The organism is Spongiactinospora sp. TRM90649, from assembly GCF_029382225.1.
Classification (GTDB): domain Bacteria; phylum Actinomycetota; class Actinomycetes; order Streptosporangiales; family Streptosporangiaceae; genus Spongiactinospora.
The window spans coordinates 1-15,538 of record NZ_JARLTC010000007.1 but is presented as its reverse complement, the minus strand read 5'-3'; the positions used below and the strand labels follow the sequence as shown (position 1 = coordinate 15,538).

Annotated in this window: 14 protein-coding genes and 1 riboswitch; of the genes, 9 read left to right on the top strand and 5 right to left on the bottom strand. The window is 71.4% G+C overall.

All coding sequences use genetic code 11. The annotated features are described in order from the left end of the window. The first annotated feature begins 7 nt into the window (after positions 1 to 7). Positions 8 to 207, top strand: a riboswitch (cobalamin riboswitch). A gap of 154 nt (positions 208 to 361) precedes the next feature. The 9 genes from P3X83_RS09245 to P3X83_RS09205 all read left to right on the top strand — a co-directional run bounded on the left by P3X83_RS09245 (position 362) and on the right by P3X83_RS09205 (position 10,019). Next, complete coding sequence (locus tag P3X83_RS09245) at positions 362 to 1,369, top strand: ABC transporter substrate-binding protein (RefSeq protein ID WP_277304500.1); 1,008 nt, start codon at positions 362 to 364, stop codon at positions 1,367 to 1,369. Further along, entirely contained in the window at positions 1,366 to 2,451 is a 1,086-nt protein-coding gene (locus P3X83_RS09240; RefSeq protein WP_277304499.1) for an iron ABC transporter permease, read from the top strand. The genes P3X83_RS09245 and P3X83_RS09240 overlap by 4 nt, the downstream gene beginning before the upstream one ends. A gap of 71 nt (positions 2,452 to 2,522) precedes the next feature. Next, positions 2,523 to 3,263 carry an ABC transporter ATP-binding protein gene (locus P3X83_RS09235; protein WP_277304498.1) on the top strand — a complete coding sequence of 247 codons (741 nt, stop codon included), beginning with the start codon at positions 2,523 to 2,525 and terminating at the stop codon, positions 3,261 to 3,263. A gap of 47 nt (positions 3,264 to 3,310) precedes the next feature. Further along, positions 3,311 to 3,955, top strand: coding sequence for a (2Fe-2S)-binding protein (locus P3X83_RS09230; RefSeq protein WP_277304497.1), 645 nt, complete (start codon positions 3,311 to 3,313; stop codon positions 3,953 to 3,955). A gap of 276 nt (positions 3,956 to 4,231) precedes the next feature. After that, the gene (locus P3X83_RS09225) at positions 4,232 to 6,082 is read left to right on the top strand and encodes a YcaO-like family protein (protein WP_277304496.1); all 1,851 of its coding nucleotides are present in this window, start codon (positions 4,232 to 4,234) and stop codon (positions 6,080 to 6,082) included. A gap of 20 nt (positions 6,083 to 6,102) precedes the next feature. Continuing rightward, on the top strand, positions 6,103 to 7,125 hold the full coding sequence (locus tag P3X83_RS09220) for an LLM class F420-dependent oxidoreductase (protein WP_277304495.1): 1,023 nt from the start codon (positions 6,103 to 6,105) through the stop codon (positions 7,123 to 7,125). Beyond that, complete coding sequence (locus P3X83_RS09215; protein WP_277304494.1) at positions 7,122 to 8,435, top strand: MATE family efflux transporter; 1,314 nt, start codon at positions 7,122 to 7,124, stop codon at positions 8,433 to 8,435. The genes P3X83_RS09220 and P3X83_RS09215 overlap by 4 nt, the downstream gene beginning before the upstream one ends. Positions 8,436 to 8,535: 100 nt before the next feature. Further along, the gene (locus P3X83_RS09210) at positions 8,536 to 9,084 is read left to right on the top strand and encodes a hypothetical protein (protein ID WP_277304493.1); all 549 of its coding nucleotides are present in this window, start codon (positions 8,536 to 8,538) and stop codon (positions 9,082 to 9,084) included. 356 nt (positions 9,085 to 9,440) lie between these two features. After that, entirely contained in the window at positions 9,441 to 10,019 is a 579-nt protein-coding gene (locus tag P3X83_RS09205) for a sigma-70 family RNA polymerase sigma factor (RefSeq protein WP_277304492.1), read from the top strand. A gap of 18 nt (positions 10,020 to 10,037) precedes the next feature. Here the strand turns inward: P3X83_RS09205 and P3X83_RS09200 are convergent, their stop codons facing one another. Genes P3X83_RS09200 through P3X83_RS09180 form a run of 5 tightly spaced genes read right to left on the bottom strand, consistent with a single transcriptional unit; the run spans position 10,038 to position 15,441 of the window. Next, on the bottom strand, positions 10,038 to 10,841 hold the full coding sequence (locus P3X83_RS09200) for an ABC transporter ATP-binding protein (RefSeq protein ID WP_277304491.1): 804 nt from the start codon (positions 10,839 to 10,841) through the stop codon (positions 10,038 to 10,040). A 7-nt stretch (positions 10,842 to 10,848) separates the two neighbouring features. Beyond that, complete coding sequence (locus P3X83_RS09195) at positions 10,849 to 11,934, bottom strand: iron ABC transporter permease (RefSeq protein ID WP_277304490.1); 1,086 nt, start codon at positions 11,932 to 11,934, stop codon at positions 10,849 to 10,851. Further along, on the bottom strand, positions 11,931 to 12,992 hold the full coding sequence (locus tag P3X83_RS09190; RefSeq protein ID WP_277304489.1) for an ABC transporter substrate-binding protein: 1,062 nt from the start codon (positions 12,990 to 12,992) through the stop codon (positions 11,931 to 11,933). Before P3X83_RS09190 ends, P3X83_RS09195 begins: the two co-directional genes overlap by 4 nt. Further along, complete coding sequence (locus P3X83_RS09185; protein ID WP_277304488.1) at positions 12,992 to 14,248, bottom strand: MFS transporter; 1,257 nt, start codon at positions 14,246 to 14,248, stop codon at positions 12,992 to 12,994. The genes P3X83_RS09190 and P3X83_RS09185 overlap by 1 nt, the downstream gene beginning before the upstream one ends. Continuing rightward, on the bottom strand, positions 14,245 to 15,441 hold the full coding sequence (locus tag P3X83_RS09180) for a SagB/ThcOx family dehydrogenase (RefSeq protein ID WP_277304487.1): 1,197 nt from the start codon (positions 15,439 to 15,441) through the stop codon (positions 14,245 to 14,247). Before P3X83_RS09180 ends, P3X83_RS09185 begins: the two co-directional genes overlap by 4 nt. Between the last annotated feature and the right edge of the window lie 97 nt (positions 15,442 to 15,538).

The following is a 15,538-nucleotide window of genomic DNA, read 5'->3' as shown; positions in this document are numbered from 1 at the left end:
ACGCAGACGCCTAGGGAATCGATCGGGTTCATGAAAAGATGACGGAAAGGCGAGCGCGGACGAGGAAGCCGGTGTGAATCCGGCGCGGTCCCGCCACTGTGATCGGCGAGCGGACCCCCACCGAGCCACTGCCCCACTCGGGGTGGGAAGGCGGGGGCGAGCTTCGACCCGAGAGCCAGGAGACTCACGCGGTCGCCTCCTCGATGAACTGGGGCGGATCTCCCCGGAGAGGAGCGGGCCGACATGGCCGACGCGCCGATCGGCGATGCCGCGCGGGCACCGCGCCGACGTCTGCGCCATGCCGTTTCCCGGATCCCGGAGTTACCGCCCCGTCGTGCAGATTCCGTGAGAGGAACCTTCCATGACGGGCAGACGTCCTTCGTTCCTGCTGCTCGCCCCGCTGTCCGCCCTCATCGCCGGCGCGCTGCTCGCCGGGTGCGGGGGCGCGCCCGCCGACGTCAGGCAGGCCGCCCCGGCTTCCGCCTCCGCGCCCGCGGGTTTCCCGGTCACCCTCGACAACTGCGGCGTCAAGACCACCTACGAGCGCCCGCCCCGGCGCGCGGTGTCGCTCAACCAGCACGCCACCGAGGTGCTGCTGGCGCTCGGGCTGGAAGAGTCCATGGTCGGCACCGGCTACCTCGACGACAAGATCCTCCCCGAGTATCAGGCCGCCTACGAGGGCGTGAAGGTGCTGTCGCCGAAGTACCCGGCCTATGAGGCGTTGCTGGCCGAAGAGCCGGACTTCGTCTACGGCGGTTTCTCCAGCACCTTCGACGAGAAGGAGGGGCGCGGCCGCGACGTCCTGAGCAAAGCCGGTATCCGCACCTACCTCAACATCGAGGAGTGCGCCGACGGTCCGGTGACGATGGCCATGATCGACCAGGAGATCCGCAACCTCGCCAAGATCTTTGGCGTTCCCGAGCGCGCCGACCCCCTCCTCGCGACGCTGCACGCCACTCTCGACGGGGTCGAGGAGAAGCTGGCCGGGGTCGCCCCGGTCAAACTGTTCGTCTACGACAGCGGTGACAAGACCGCCTTCACGGCCGGTGGCCGGGGCGTCGGCAACGAGGTCGTCAAGCTGGCCGGCGCCGAGAACCTGTTCGCCGATCTGGGCAAGGTCTGGGGCGACGTGTCGTTCGAGCAGGTCGCCGAGCGCGCTCCGGAATGGATCGTCATCTACGACTACGGGGATCAGCCGGTCGCCGACAAGAAGCGGTTCCTGCTGTCCAACCCGGCGCTCGCCGATGTTCCGGCGATCAAGAAGCAGCGGTTCGCGGTGCTGCCGCTGTCGTCGGTGGTGCTCGGGGTACGGACGCCGTCGGCGGTCGAGGCGCTGGCCCGCCAGATTCACGCCGACCGGTTCAAGTGAAGGAGCTGACCGAGGACGCCCGGGCCGTCGATGCCCCGGCGGCCCGGCTCCCGTCGCGGCGGCCGGGGGCACCCTACCCACTGCTGCTCGGGCTGCTGGTGGTACTGCTAGGCGTGGCGGCCACGGCGGGCATCGCGGCCGGGTCGATCGCCCTGCCGCCGGAGCAGGTGTGGGGCATCCTGGCGCATCGGATCCATCCCGCGCTGGCCGAGCCGGTCTGGTCGCCCGTGCGGGAGACCATCGTCATGGACGTACGACTGCCGCGCGTACTGCTGTGCGCGGTCATCGGGGCGGGGCTTTCGGTGTGCGGGATGGCGCTGCAGGCCCTGGTCCGCAACCCGCTGGCCGATCCGATGCTGCTCGGCGTGTCGTCGGGCGCCACCGTCGGCGCGGTGAGCGTGGTGGTGTTCGGCCTGACCCTGTTCGGGGCGTTCTCGCTGCCGGTGGCGGCGTTCGCCGGGGCGCTGGCCGCGCTGGTGGCGGTCTACTTCCTGGCCAGGTCGGGCGGGCGGATGACCACCGTACGGCTGGTGCTGGCCGGAGTCGCGATGGCCGAAGTGCTCTCGGCGGTGGCCGGGTTCCTGGTGGTGACCTCCAGTGACCCGCACAAGACGCAGTCGGCGCTGCGCTGGATGCTCGGCGGCCTGGCGGGCACCACCTGGCAGGTGGTGTGGGTGCCCGCGGCGGCCGTGCTGCTGGGCACCGCCGTACTGCTCGGCGTCTCCCGTCCCCTGAACCTGTTCCTGGCCGGGGAGGAGGCCGCCGCCGCGCTGGGGCTGGACGTGCACCGCCTCCGGGCGGCGCTGTTCGTGCTGGTGGCGGTCATGATCGGCGCCATCGTCGCGGTCAGCGGGTCGATCGGGTTCGTCGGGCTGATCATGCCGCATGTAGTGCGGCTGCTGATCGGCGCCGACCATCGGCGGGCGCTGCCCGCCACGGCGCTGCTCGGGGCGGCGTTCCTCATCGTGGCCGACCTGTTCGCCCGGACGCTGATCTCCCCGGAGGAGATTCCGGTCGGGATCATCACCGCGCTGGTCGGCGGCCCCTTCTTCCTGTGGCTCATGCGGAGGCGATCGCGGTGACGGCGAGAGCGGCGGCGCTTGCCGTACAGGACGTGTCGGTGCGCGTCGCAGGAAAGGATCTCGTCAGGGGAGTGACGTTAGACGTCGCGCCCGGCGAGGTGCTCGGGCTGGCCGGCCCCAACGGGGCGGGCAAGTCCACCCTGTTGCGGACCTTCTACCGGGCGCGGCGCCCCACCTCCGGGCGGGTGCTGCTGGACGGGCGGGACGTCTGGCGGATGCCGGGACAGTGGCTCGCCCGCAGGATGGCCGCGGTGCTCCAGGAGACGGCCGGCGACTTCGACCTCACGGTCTACGACGTGGTCGCGATGGGCCGCACCCCGCACAAGCGCGCGTTCGACGGCGACGACGCCGACGACCGGGCGATCATCGCGGGCGCACTGGAGCGGCTGGACGTGGCCGGGCTGGCGTACGCGCCCTTCGACCGGCTGTCGGGCGGCGAGAAGCAGCGGGTGCTCATCGCCCGGGCGCTCGCGCAGCAGCCCGGCACGATGGTGCTGGACGAACCGACCAACCACCTGGACCTGCGCCACCAGCTCGACGCGCTGCGGCTGGTGCGCGGGCTGGGGGTCACCGCGGTGATCGCGCTGCACGACCTCAACCTGGCCGCCGCGTTCTGCGACCGCATCTGCGTGATGGACGCCGGAGCCGTCGTGGCGATGGGAACTCCCCGTGAGGTGCTCACTCCCGCCCTGTTCGCCGCTGTCTACCGGGTTGACGCCGAGGTCACCGAACACCCGGAGAACGGGGTCCCACAGGTGGTCCTGAGAACCGGATTTCCGGCCCTGCCATTTCCCAGGAATGGAGCACCATAGCCTTGGAACCGCAGGGATCGTCGTTCTCGGCGTCGCTTCACGCGTCCATGGCAGAGGTGGCCGAATACGGCCCCTTCTTCGTCCTTCAGATCGGCGGCGACGATGCCGGCTGGCACAGCGTGAGATATGACTACGAGCGGGGCTTCACGGATCTGGTCGAGGCCACGGCGGCCAAGTACGGTACGGATGAACTGCGGGTCGGCGCGTCGATCGCGCAGTTGGGACACGCCGCGCGACTGTGGTCCCCGGCGCTCGGCGCGGTGCTCGGCCATGGGGTGCTCCCCGATCTGTCCGCGCTCGACCGCGCCGACGATGGACCCCGGCTACGCCTGAAGACGCTCTCCGGCCGACGGGTCGGCACCGAAGAGGAGGCCGCTGACCTGCTGTACGAGACGGTGGTCCGCGGGCATCTGGAACCGTTGGCCGCCGGGTTACGGGTCAGGGTCGCGTCCGGGCTGCTGTACGGCAACGCCGCCTCCGCACTGGCGGAGGCCGGCCGTTCCGTCGTGGCGGCACGACCGGACCTCACCGCCCCCGCGCGACGGCTGCTCACCACGCTGCTCGGCCGTGGCGGCCTGGCCGGAAAAGGCGTGCTCGCACCGGACCTCACATTTCGGCGCACCACCTGCTGCCTCTATTACCGGGTTCCGGATGGGACCAAGTGTGCCGACTGCGCATTACTCGAAGAGTGATTTCTTGTATCGGCCGCGGACCTGTGCTTAAAGTTATTGCAAGGTGTTCGCAACTGCATATTGCACGCAGAGCTGGCGATATGCGCGACCTAAGGAGGACGCACATGGCGCACCCAGGTTTCGCCGAGCCCGAAGACACGCAGTGCCTGAAGTCCCACACCCCCGCGGTGGACTCGCCGTTCGAATGGCGTGAGGAGGAGGACGAGTAGTCGTCGTCCCGGGCACCGGGCCGGGGTCCCCGCGGCCCCGGCCTTCACATCGACGAGAGGAGCCCGAGTGCGGCGGCCACGACTGCTGGTGGAGGGCCATGACCGGGTCGCGCGGGCCGTGGCCGTTCTTCTGGCTCCGGTGGGTGAAGTGGTCATGACCCCGCGAGGCATCGAGACCGTCACAGGAGCCGATCTCCTCGTCTCATGCGCCGCCGGCCTGCCCGACCGCCACTGGCGGGATCTCGACATCAGGTGCGCCGACGCCGGCGTCTCATGGCATCGCAGCCATACCGACGCCGGGCGAGTCCATGTCGGACCGTTCACCGTCCCGGGCGGAGTCACCTATGCCGATCTGCGGGCGCGACTGCTGGCCGCCGACGGTCGGCTCCCATCGGAGCAGGACGATGAGGAGAGCCCCACCGAGGTCGCCGGGGTCGCGGCGGCGTTGCTGGCCGCAGACGTCATGGCCCACCTGGCGGGCGAGACGATCCATGGGCGCCTGCGGACGGTGTCCCAGGGAAGAGCGGATCAGACGGTCGCGGTGTCGGACCGCCCGGTGCTGCCGTTGCCCGGTGGTCCGGCCGTCCCGGTCCGTGCGGACGCCGACGCCGGACGCCTGCTGATCGACGACCGCCTCGGACTGATCAGAAAGGTACGCCGGGACCGTCCGGGCGTCATCTCCGGTCTCGTCTCCTACTCCGCCCATCTGGCACGTCAGCCCTGGGTCGCCGACCCGGTCACCGGCGGCGCCAGCGTGGGCGGCGAGGACATGGCCCGCCGGGCGGCGATCGGCGAGGCCGCCGAACGCTACTGCGCCAACCACGTGCCCAAGGGACTGCCGCGCGCCGCCTTTCGTGAGCTGGCGGAGCCCGCGGCCGATCCGCGGGACTTCGCGCTCTACTCCAAGAGCCAGTACGAGGCGCGCGGGTTCCCGTTCACCCCGATGACGGCCGATCTTGAGATCGCCTGGACGGCCGCCGAGGACCTGTTCGGCGGCGGGCGCGTCCTGGTCCCCGCCTCGCTGGCGTACGTCAACTACTACCGCGGCCCGCGCGCGCACGAGCCGCCTGCCAACTACCCCGTGCTGGCCGGTACCGCCGCCGCTGACACGCCCTCTGCGGCACGGGTGGCGGCGCTGCGGGAAGTGCTGGAACGCGACGCGGTGACGCTGTGGTGGATGAGCGGCGCTCCGGCCTCCCCGCTTCCCCCGCCGCCGGCCGGTCCCCTGGCGGACGCGCTGCGGGAAGCCGCGCAGGCCGGGCTCACGGTCTCGCTGCTGCGCGTCCCCTCGTCGTTCGACGCGATGGTGGCCGCCGCCTTCGTCGAAGATCGGCGGCACCGGGTGGTGGGCTTCGGCAGCGCCTGCCGGGCCACCGCCGAGGAAGCCGCCGCCAAGGCGTTCACCGAGGCGATCGGCACCTATGAGACCGCCCGGGAACTGCTCGACGGCGACGGCGGCTTCTGGCGCGGGGTCCGGGCCGGCACGATCACGCGCCGGCCGTACCTGGCCCACCGGCCGGACCGCGCCTATCTCGACGGCCTGCGCCCTGACTGGAAAGACCTCAACGACGTGCGTGTGAACGTCCAGGTCTACCTCGACGAGCGCATGCAGGACGCCGCGCTGGACCGGCTGCGCGCCCCGTCCGGCCCGCCGCTGCCACCGGAGACCAACGGCCCGCTGTCCTCGCTCCGCGAACAGGGGCTGCGGGCGTACGCGGTCGATCTGACGACCCGGGACGTGCGGGCGGCCGGGCTGAGCGTGGCCCGGGTGCTGGTGCCCGGCCTGTACTGCAACGCGCCGGCCGCCTTCCCGTTCCTCGGCGGCTCCCGGCTGCTGAACGAGCCCGTCGCCCGGGGCTGGGTTCCCGGACCGCTCACCGAGGACGACCTCGTACGGCGGCCGCTGCCGTTCGCCTGACCACTACGAGAGGAAAGTGCATGCGGCTGGGACTGGCCATGGGCTACGGAGGAGAACCCATCGAGCGGTTGCTCCCCGTCATCCGGCACGCCGAGCGGATCGGCGTCGATTCGGTCTGGAGCGTGGAGGAGTACGGGCCGGACGCCGTCAGCGTGCTGGGCTACCTCGCCGCGGTCACCGAGCGGATCGAGCTGGGCACCGCCATCATGCAGATCCCGGCCCGGACGCCCGCGGCGACGGCGATGACCGCGATGACGCTCGACGTCCTGTCGCACGGCCGGTTCGTGCTGGGGCTCGGCCTGTCGGTCCCGTGGATCGTCGAAGGCTGGCACGGCCGGCCCTACGAGCGTCCGCTGCGCCGGACCCGCGAGTACGTCGAGATCGTCCGCAGGATAATCGCCCACGAGGAGCGCGTCCGGTACGACGGGGAGATCTACCCGCTGCCGTACACCGGGCCGGGCTCGACCGGCCGGGCCAGGCCGATCCGCGCCGACATGACGCCGCTGCGCCCGTACCTGCCCATCTACCTGGCCGCCATCGGCCCGCACAACCTGACCCTCACCGGCGAACTGGCCGACGGCTGGCTGCCGGGCATGTACGCCCCCGAACACGAGGCCGCCCTCTGCGCCCCGCTGGACGAGGGCATCGCGCGGGCCGGGCGATCCGCCGCCGACGTGAAGATCTGCCCCATCCTGTACGTGGCCCAAGCCCCCACGGTCGAGGAAGGGCGCGACAAACTGCGCCCGCTGTACGCCCACCTGATAGGCGCCGCCGCTCCCGGGGTGCGCAACACCTATGCCGACGTGGTCGCCCAGATGGGCTACGAGGGCGCGGCTCACGATGTGCGCAAGCACTTCGCCGACGGCGACAAGGCGGCGGCCACGATGGCGGTGCCGGACCGGCTGCTGGAGGAGGTGGCACTGCTCGGCCCCCTCGGGGCGATCACCGACCGGCTCGCCGCGTGGCGGGAATCGCGGGTGGACACCGTGATCCTGCTCGACCGCGACACCGGGCTGCTGGAAGCCGCGCGGGCCGCTCTGTGAGCGAAGAGCCGTCCGTCAGGCGTCTTTGGGCGCTGGCCATGCCGCTGCTGGTGGCCGGGCTGACGCAGATCATCGTCAACATCGTGGACACGGTCCTGCTGGCCCGGTCGTCCACCCAGGCGCTGGGCGCCTTCGCGCTCGCCGCCCCCATCTATCTGATCGCCCTGGTGATCGTGCGGGGCTGGGCGACCGCCGTCCAGATCATGGTCGCCCGGGGGCACGGAGCGGGGACGCCCGGGGCGGTGGCCCGCGTGGTACGGGTCGGTCTGATCGCCTCGGCCGGCGCCGGAGTCGCCATCGGCGCGATTCTGTATCTGATCGCCGAACCGGCGCTGACCGTGCTGGGGGCCTCGGCCGAACTCATCGGGCCCGGCACGGGTTACCTGCGCGTGCTCGCGTTCGCGGTGCCGTTCGCCGCCGCGTCCTTCACCCTGCAGAGCGCCTGCGCCGGCGTCGGCGTGACCCGCGCGACCATGTACAACGCGGTGCTGGTCAACGTGGTGAACCTGCCGCTCGGCCTGCTGCTGATCTTCACCGCCGGCCTCGGGGTCCTGGGCGCGGCCGTGGCCACACTCGCCGCCACCGCCGTCGGGACCGTCTTTCTGCTGCTCTACGCCCGCGCCCGGCTCCCCCGCGAGACGCGAGAGGAGGCCGACGCCGCCGGAGTGATGCGAGGTCTGTGGCGCATCGGCTGGCCGGAGATGAGCGCCATGGGCGTCGGCTACCTCAACGAGGCGCTGCTCGCGGGCTTCGCGGCCCGGATGGGCACCCCAGAACTGGCCGCCTACCGGATCGTGGACAACCTGCTGCTCATCGTCTTCACCGTGATGAACTCCGCCGCAGCCGCCATCACCATCCGGGCCGGGCACGAACTCGGCGCACGCGACCCGGCGCGGGCCGAGCGGTGGCGGCGCACCGGCGTCCGGCTCCTGCTGATCGTGTACGCGGTGCCGGCCGGTTGCGCGCTGGTGCTGGGCCGCCCGTTGCTGTCACTGGTCACTGGGGACGCGCACACGGCCGGACTCGCCTGGCAGGCGGTGCCGCTCGCGCTGGTGAGCATGGCCCCGATGGTGTACGCCATGGCCTACGGCTGCTTCCTGCGCGCCACCGGCGACACCCGGTCCGTGATGGTCGCCAACGTCACGGGCGACTACCTGGTGCTCATCCCGCTGGGCTGGTTCCTCGGCGTCCACGCGGGCCTGGGACTGCCCGGACTGTACGTGGCGTGGATCGCGTTCTCCGTCGTGCTGACCGTCGTGCTGTTCCTGCGTGCCCGCCTCCGGCTACGCCGCGAGCTCGCGCTGGTCTGATTCTCAGCGTCGCCTGGGGGAGCACGGTTCGTCGGGCGGCACCACGAGATTCTTCTTCCCAAGGGGCCGGTCGGCTGAGACGATAGCCATCGTGCTCCCCATGGAGTTGCCCTTACGTCTCGTGCGAAGCGGCGTGTTCGCGGTGGTATGTGTCGCCGTGACGACCGCGGGTCACGCATTCGCGGGGGGTGGCAGGGTAGCGCTCGCCGCTTTGGGGCTCGGCTTCTTGGGCACGTTCGCACTCGCCTGCGCGCTCGCCGGACGCCAACGTGGGCGGGAGACCGTCATGGCGGCCGCGATCGGGGCTCAGGTCGCGCTGCACCAGTTGTTCGCCTGGGGCGCGCCCCTGCCGGAAGCGCACGCCGAACATGGACATGATGGCCCGGGACCGGGAATGGCCGCCGTCCACCTCGCTGTGGCGGGCCTGACCGGGTGGTGGCTCCATCGGGGTGAAAGCGCACTGTGGCTAATGCTCCGGCTGTGGGGCGGGCCGACGATCTCCCTGTGGTGTCGGCCATCGGTCCTGCCGTCTGAGGACAGCCACCCGTGGTACGACGTCTCCCCGCGCGAGACGGAGTCTCCCTCGCTGTCGATGGTCACCACGGCGATCCATCGACGCGGTCCCCCGGCGGCGTGCAACGCCGCGTGACGGTTCGTCCGGCGGGTGGCTCAATCGAGGAGCCCCCATGCCGTCCGGTCATCACGCCGGTCGACGCTGACAGTGGGCCGCCCCGCGTGATCGCCTGTTCCGAGGGCTGGGCCGTCTCCTAGACGATGCCGGGAACACCCCTCGGCTGGCACGGCATGCCCTGTGGTCCTCCCAGGGGGCATCCCGCCATGTGCGGCGGCGCCGCGCCTCAACGACTGGGATCACCCTTCCAGCCGAAGACCCCATGCCCGACTCCCCAGCCGATCTTTCATCGTGCGGAGCCGAGAGCCGGGAGCCGCAGCCGAGCGGCCCTTCGCCGATCCTTCGCGCGTTCCGACTAGCAAGGGATGAACGACATGACCGCGATCGACGGCGACCGGCGAGGCGCCGCTGACGAAGAACTGACCGCCCTGGCCATGAAAGCGCGTGCCGGGGAAGCCGCCCACCTGTCCGCCTTCGCCCAGGCCGCCTACGGGGACGTGCGCCGCTTCGTCGCCTACCTCACCGACGACCACTCCGCCGACGACCTGGCTCAGGAGACCTTCCTGCGGGCGTTGCGCAGCCTGCCGCGATTCGCCGGGCGGTCCTCGGCCCGCGTCTGGCTGATCTCCATAGCCCGGCGGGTCGTCATGGACCGCTTCCGTACCGCCGCCGCGCGGCCGGTCGTCGCCGATCTGCCCGACTGGCAGATCGCGGCGGAGCGGTGCGGTCCCCGTGGGTTACCCGGCCTGGAGGACGGTGTCGTCCTCGCCGCACTGCTCGACGAGGTTCCACGGGAACGGCGAGAGGCGTTCGTCACCACGCAACTGATCGGCCTGTCGTACGCGGAGGCCGCCGCGCTGCTCGGCTGTCCGATCGGCACTGTGCGGTCCCGGGTCGCCCGCGCTCGTGACCAGTTGGCGGCGTCACTGCGAGCTGCCGACCGCGCCGCTTGAGCGGTGTCGGCAGGTCGCTCATTCGACCTCCGGGCCTCGGGGCGCGTCGGTGGCGCCCCGAGGGCGGAGGATGAGGTGGGGGGCGCCGGTGTCCGGGGTGGTGGTGATGTGGGCGTCGACACCGAACACCTCGCCGACGAGTCGCGGTGTGAGGACCTCGTCCGGTGGCCCGTGCGCCACTACGCGTCCCGCGCGCAGGACGTAAAGGTGGTCGCAGTAGGCGGCGGCCAGGTTGAGATCGTGCAGGGCGGCGAGGACCGTCGTGCCGGCGGCCGTCACCAGGTCGAGCAGCTCGAACTGGTGACGAACGTCGAGGTGGTTGGTGGGCTCGTCCAGCACGAGCAGGGATGCTTGCTGGGCCAGCGCACGGGCGAGCAGGACCCGCTGTTTCTCGCCGCCGGAAAGGGTGGCGAAGTGACGGTGGGCGAGATGGCCGACTCCGGCGCGGGTGAGCGCGTCGTCGATGATGGCGACGTCCTCGGCGGTGTCGGCAGCGAAGGGCCGCTTGTGGGGAGTGCGGCCGATCGCGGCCATTTCCCAGACGGTGACGTCGAAGTCGGACCGCGTCTCCTGGGGCATGACGGCGATCAACCGGGCGGCGCGGCGTGGCTTGAGCCGCAGCAGGTCCTCGCCGCCCACGGTGATGCTCCCCCTGGCGAGGGGCAGGTGCCGGTACACGGCGCGCAGCAGGGTGCTCTTGCCGCTGCCGTTGGGGCCGATGACCCCGACTCGCCGCCCGGCCGGGACGCTGAGATCGACACCGGTGACGATCGGCGTCCCGCCGATGGTGATGTGCACGTCGTGCAGGTCCAGGCTGGTCATCGTGAGGTCACAGTCCGGTGGTGTCGCGGGCGCGGGTGTGGACGAGCCAGAGGAACAGCGGAGCGCCGATGACGCTGGTGACGATCCCGACGGGCAGTTCCTGTGGGTGCAGGGCGGTTCGCGCGGCGATGTCCACGAGGACGAGGAAGCCCGCTCCGGCGAGGGCCGCCACGGGCAGCAGCCTGCGGTGGTCGCTGCCCACGAGCAGTCGCGCGGCATGCGGCACGATGAGACCGATGAAGCCGACCCCTCCGGCGAGCGCGACCATCACACCGGTGAGCAGGGTGATGAGCAGGAACAGGTACCGGCGGAGCCGGGCTGCGGGAATGCCGAGCCCGGCGGCGGTCTCGTCGCCGAGCAGTAGCGCGTTGAGCGGTCTGGCCTGCGCGAACATAGCGACGATCGTCACGGCCAGCACGACGGCGGGCAGTCCGAGTGCGGCCCAGCTCGCCTCCGCCAGACTGCCGAAGAGCCAGAACAGTACCGAATGGGTGGTGCCGGGGTCGTCGGCCTGCAGCACCAGGAAGCTGGTGATGCCGGACAGCGCGTAGGTGACGGCCATGCCGGAAAGGATCAGTCGCAACGGGGCAAGGGTGCCTCCCGTCCGAGCGAGGGTGTAGACGACGGCGAACGCGCCGAGCGCGCCGAGGAAGGCGGCGATGCCGGTCGACGCGCCGCCGAGCGGGGCCACCCCGGTGATGATCACCGCCACCGCTCCCACGGCCGCTCCGTAGGTCAGGCCCAGGACGTAGGGGTCGGCCAGCGGGTTGCGCACGAGCGCCTGGGTGGCGGCCCCCGATATGGCGAGTCCCGCGCCGACCAGCGCGGCCAGCAGCGCCCTCGGCAGCCGCAGGTTCCACACCACGGCGTCCTGGCTGACGGTCCAGGTGGCGGGATCACCCTGGCCGGTCAGGTGCCAGACCACGATGCGGCCCACCGTGCCCACGGGTACATCCACCGTGCCGAGCAGTACCGAAACGGCCAGGCCCGCCATCAGCACGCAGAGCAGAACGGAGTACGCGACCCGCGCGGTATGGCGGCGCTGACGGGAAGAAGCCGACGTCACCACCGCGCCGGGCTTGAGAGTCGTCATCCGGCTGGGTGCAACTGCCCGGCGAGTTCGACCACGGCGTCGGCATTGCGCACGCCGCCCACCGAGGCCGATTCGTAGACCAGCCGGGCGAAGCGCTTGCCGGTCACTGCCCGCACTCCGCGCAACGCCTGGCTGCCGGTGAGGAACTTCTCGGCTTCGGTGAAACGTACGTCGTTGGCGGCGGGATCGCCCTTGTCATAGATCACGATCAGGATGACCTCCGGGTCGCGGGCCACGACCTCCTCCCAGCCGACCTTGGTGTACGCCTTGTCCTGGTCACCGAAGACATTGCGCCCCCCGGCGGTCTCGATGACCGCGTTGATCGTCTGCCGGTTGCCCGGCGCGTACGGCGTACCGGTGCCCTCGTCGAACTCGAACGGGAACACGGTGGGCCGTTCGGCCTTCTCCACCCGTGCCCGGAGCGGGGCGATCTTCTGCTTCATCCCGGCGACGACCTTCGCCGCCCGTTCCGGCACGCCGAAGATCCGGCCGAGGTTCTCCAGATCGCGCCACACCAGCTCGAAGCCGGTCTGCGGTGCGGTGACCGCGGACTCGCACGCGGTGGAGAGGGCCAGGTAGGACGGTATCCCGTCCGCGGCCAGCTTCTCCTGGGACACCGCGCCCGCGGCCTCGAAGTTGCTGGCGAAGCCGCCGAGGACCAGGTCGGGCTGTGCGGACAGCAGTTCCTCGCGCGGCACGGGCTGGTAGCCGCTGCCCGCCGTGTACTTGCCGGACAGTGCGGGAATCGCGGCGGCCTGCTGGGCGAACCGCGGTGGCAGAGCGCCGGGCCTGGGCTGCTGCCCGGTCGCCGCCACCCGGTCGCCGAGGTCGAGCCAGAGCAGTAGTTCCAGAACGCTCGGCGTCAGCACCACCGCTCGCCTGGGCGGTGAGCTGATCACCGATTCGACTCCGCCGCAGTCGCGGACGGTGACCGAAGCGAAGCCGGGTGTCCCGGCGGCCCTGACCGGCTGCCGGGAAGCACCGGCGCAGCCGACCGCCAGGAGAACTGCCGCCACCGCCGCGACGACGCGGGCGGAGCGGCTTGCGAGCACGTGCATCAGGAGCCCTTCTCAGCGATGTCATCGGTACCGCTCGCCGTCGGGACGGCGGCCTCGTGGGTGCTCCGGTCGGCGAGGGCCTTGGTGCCGGCGGTGACGATGGCGGCGGCCAGTACGGCGAAGCCCGCGGCGACGGCGAACGCGATGCCTGGGGACAACTCAGCGCCCGCCAGCGCGCCGGCGACGACGTTGCCCAGTGCCGACCCGGCGAAGGTGGCCGTGATGCCCCAGGCGAAGGCCTCGGTCAAGGTGCCTTCAGGGGCGCAGCGGCCAATGAGTTCGAAGGTGCAGATGACCAAGGGAGCGAGGAAGAAGCCGGCGGGCAGCGACAGCGCGACCAGCACCGGGATGTTCGGCGCCAGGGCGAGTGCCCCGACGCCGCACGCGTATCCGGCGAGGATCACCCGCATCCGCATGGCGGCGTCCCACCGCCAGGACCGCGCGCCGTACGCCAGTCCGCCCAGCAGACTCCCCGCGCCGAAGGCCGCAAGCCCCAGCCCGCCCGCGGCCCCGTCGGCGAACTCGTCGGCGAACTCCACGAAGCCGATTCGCGCGACCCCGAGCAGTGCCCCGGTGAGCAGGGAGACGACTAGCAGGACGACGATGCCCGGCGACCGTAGCGGACCGGCCAGTCCGCCCCCGCGCCGAGCCGGTGTCCAGGACCGTGAAGGCGGCAGCGTGCTGAACCACAGGGTGCCGCCGAGCAGCACCACCGCGCAGCCGCCCACCGCCCAGCCCGGCCCTACCGCCGCGCTGACGGCGGTGACCAGCAACGGCCCGATGATCAACGCGATGTCGAGCACCATGGCGTCCACCGCCAGCGCGGTACGCCGTACCGCCTCATCGTCGATCACCCGCGACCACAGCGCTCGCGCGGAGGCGGCCACCGGGGGAAGGGACAGCCCGACCGCGGCGGCCCACCCGGCGAGGAGTCCCGCCGTCGGCCGGACTTCGGCGCTCACCAGCAGGCCGGTGAAGGCGACGGCGTTGACGGCGGACGCGATCCGCAGCGGCCAGGTCTGCCCGAACCGGTCGACGAGCCGTCCGTGGACCGGCACTGCGACGGCGTAGGCGATGCCGGTCGCGGCGGTCACCACGCCCGCCACCGGGTAGGAGCCGGTCCGCTCCACCGTCAGCAGGAGCACCGCGAAGACGTACGCCTGCAGGGGTACCCGGGCGCACACGCCCACCAGCAGCAGTGCGGGCACCCATCGGTGCCGCCACAGCCGCCGGTACGCCGCGACCGAGCCGCTCACCCGTCAGCGCCACCCGCCGGATCGACGGCCCGGTGGGCCGCGACGAGCCGCGTCGGATCGGTCAGCCCGGCCCGGTTGGTCCCGGCGGGCATCCCGGTGTCGTCCAGTTCGGGCACCCCGGCGCCGAACATGTACAGCACCCCTTCGGAGAATCCGTCCACGCCGAGCGCCTCGTCGACTTCCTCGTCGCGGAACGCCGCGCTCTGCCAGGCGCCGAGTCCGACCGCGGTCGATGTCAGCACGAAGGTCTGCCCCAGATGTCCGGCCGACAGCAGCGTCACCCGCAGCGCCCGCGAATGCCGGTACTTGTACATGGTCCGTTCGAACACGGCGGTCACGAAACAAACGAAGGCCGACGGCGTGCACATCTCCGATTCGAACGTCAGACGGTGCAGCCGCGCACGGTCGAATTCCGCATCGACGAGTTCCAGCGCGTGCGCCTCAGCGTTGTAGTGGTAGAGGCCGGGCGGAACGTCCTCGACGTCGAGGATCGCCACGTAACCCTCGAACTCGTGCCGGGCGCCTCCACAGGGGCTCGTCTTCAGTATCAGCGTGCCCAGGTCTCCGGCGTCGTAGAGCTGCATCGGCGCGAAGGTGTAGAACAGCGCCATGGACAACTGCGCCAGGCTCACCGGCTCGCCCGTGAACACCCGGTGCGTCCGCCGTCGCGTCAACACCTCTCCGAACTGATCCGACAGCGGCAGGAACATCCGCGGCAGGTAGACCCGCGGCGCTTCCGGATACGACTTGAAGATGGCCGGAGGCGTACCGCCGGTCTGCCGTATCCACCGGGCGTCCGCGCGGCGCTGGTCCACGCCGTCTCCGGTGTAGATGGTGTTGCGGGTGCCGAAGTGGAAGAATCTGGCCTCCTCGCCCCAGTCGCGCCAGGCCCGCAGGAACCGCTCCTCGCGCCGCGCGCCGTCCCGGTCGAGCAGCAACCCGGCTTCGGCCAGGGCAAGGACGGCCTCGCGCACTGAACCCGTGTCGAATTCACCGAGCCCGGCGGCCACCTTCTCCACCGTCGACCAGTCGGTGAAGTGCTCCAGGAGGGCCAGTGCCTGCACGTCCACGGCCACCGCGTTGTCGGTCTCCGCGTCGGTGGAACGGCTCTCCAGGTAATTCTCGGCGGTCAGCTCTCCCTCGTGCCAATAGAGCGTCAACGTCTGTGCCCGCCGGAACTCCGTCTGCGTCACGCCCGCTTCCTCCGCTCGTGTCATGGATGGCGCCTGATCCCGACCGGTCGCCGCCGGGGCCCCCGCCGGGGGCCGGGCCGCCCCGGCCCGGTGGGGG

Bases quoted from the DNA above. Each gene is read 5' to 3' on its own strand.
- P3X83_RS09245 (WP_277304500.1), top strand. From the start codon at position 362: ATGACGGGCAGACGTCCTTCGTTCCTGCTGCTCGCCCCGCTGTCCGCC.
- P3X83_RS09210 (WP_277304493.1), top strand. From the start codon at position 8,536: ATGGAGTTGCCCTTACGTCTCGTGCGAAGCGGCGTGTTCGCGGTGGTA.
- P3X83_RS09230 (WP_277304497.1), top strand. From the start codon at position 3,311: ATGGCAGAGGTGGCCGAATACGGCCCCTTCTTCGTCCTTCAGATCGGC.
- P3X83_RS09205 (WP_277304492.1), top strand. From the start codon at position 9,441: ATGACCGCGATCGACGGCGACCGGCGAGGCGCCGCTGACGAAGAACTG.
- P3X83_RS09195 (WP_277304490.1), bottom strand. From the start codon at position 11,934: ATGACGACTCTCAAGCCCGGCGCGGTGGTGACGTCGGCTTCTTCCCGT.
- P3X83_RS09190 (WP_277304489.1), bottom strand. From the start codon at position 12,992: ATGCACGTGCTCGCAAGCCGCTCCGCCCGCGTCGTCGCGGCGGTGGCG.
- P3X83_RS09200 (WP_277304491.1), bottom strand. From the start codon at position 10,841: ATGACCAGCCTGGACCTGCACGACGTGCACATCACCATCGGCGGGACG.
- P3X83_RS09220 (WP_277304495.1), top strand. From the start codon at position 6,103: ATGCGGCTGGGACTGGCCATGGGCTACGGAGGAGAACCCATCGAGCGG.